The sequence below is a fragment of the Enhygromyxa salina genome (assembly GCF_000737335.2).
Lineage (GTDB): Bacteria > Myxococcota_A > Polyangia > Nannocystales > Nannocystaceae > Plesiocystis > Plesiocystis salina_C.
In genome coordinates, this window is record NZ_JMCC02000279.1 from 1 (window position 1) to 1,233 (window position 1,233).

1 protein-coding gene and 1 pseudogene are annotated in these 1,233 nt (G+C 57.3%); one reads left to right on the forward strand and one right to left on the reverse strand.

The features are described from left to right. The coding region (locus DB30_RS40870) for a hypothetical protein (protein WP_205633222.1) at positions 1–846 on the forward strand (846 nt) is incomplete at its 5' end. A 10-nt stretch (positions 847–856) separates the two neighbouring features. On the opposite strand, the pseudogene DB30_RS40875 reads toward DB30_RS40870, so the two are convergent. Further along, positions 857–1,233, reverse strand: a pseudogene (locus DB30_RS40875) (hypothetical protein); the annotation flags it as partial.

The following is a 1,233-nucleotide window of genomic DNA, read 5'->3' on the forward strand; positions in this document are numbered from 1 at the left end:
GAGGTGAGTCACCTGCTGGGGAAGGCGCTGTGGATCCGGCGGGGGTTTGGGCCGATCATTGTCACGGGGAACTCGCTGGTGAGCTATGGGGCGCCGGTGATCGATGATGAGCTCGAGAACGTTGCGTTTCGCTGGGCGCCCACGGGTGCGTCCCCCGTGACCGTGAAAGCGTCGTCTGCGGTGGTCGAGGTGGTGAACCTCGCTCATGCTTTGGACGCCAGTACAACCTCTGATACACCGACCGTGGCTTGGACAGACGATACCGCGGCGACGGTGGAGGGTGGGGCGTTGGTGTTCTCGAACAACAACGTCGAGGGGACGTGGCCGTGGCGCGGAGGCGTCGGGTGCGGAGTGCTGCTGTCGGCTCTTGATAGCAGTGTCGTGACGGATAATGTCTCGCGAATGACAACAAACAATTCCTACGGGCCCGTGGGCTCGGAGATCGAGTGGAGCGAGCCGGCTGAGCCGATCAAATCGTTCTTGACTCAGGTCGTGAATGCCGCAGCTCAGATGAGTTGGGTGATGACTCACATGTACGTTGGTGCAGCTTCCTCTGCTCAAGTGAGCGGGAATCGGATTATCGACGGTTCTTTTGATGCGTTGTTTTCAGCCTGGGTAGGGGCTGCGCTGAGCCCTGCAAACGAGTCGGTCTCGGAGCTCACCGATGCGATGGTCTACACTGCGAATGTGACTACGCATTGTCCGGTGACGACGAGTCTAGGCGAGGTTGTTGAGGCGGATAATGTTGCTATAATGTCAAGCGTGACCAACCCGAATTGCGCCTACAGTCTAAGTGTTTTCACACCAGGCGACGTCAGGGTCATGGTTGCCACAGGTGTCCTCTAACAGATCGGGCCTATTGCGTGCAGCAGCACCCGACCCAGTCACCCAAGTTCCAATTGATGGGGCTTCCACAATTCAAACTGGATCCGTTGCTGACGTTGCCAGTGTTGCAGCTGTTCATCTTGTCCGTGTAGACATGTGTATCGAAGCCACACCCCTCATCGACGCATGCCTGGTCAAACGTCCCACACATCTCGTCACAGTTGATATAGCCGTCAGCCTGACTGTAACATGGGTAGATTGTGGGCAGACACGCGCCGTCGACGCAGGATCCGATATTTGGGAATGCCTTGTCGATCCAGTTGCAGACGGTGCCGCAAGACCCACAGTTGTCGTTGTTCTCCATGACGTCGATGCACTGACCATCGCACATCATCTCGTTGGGATTGG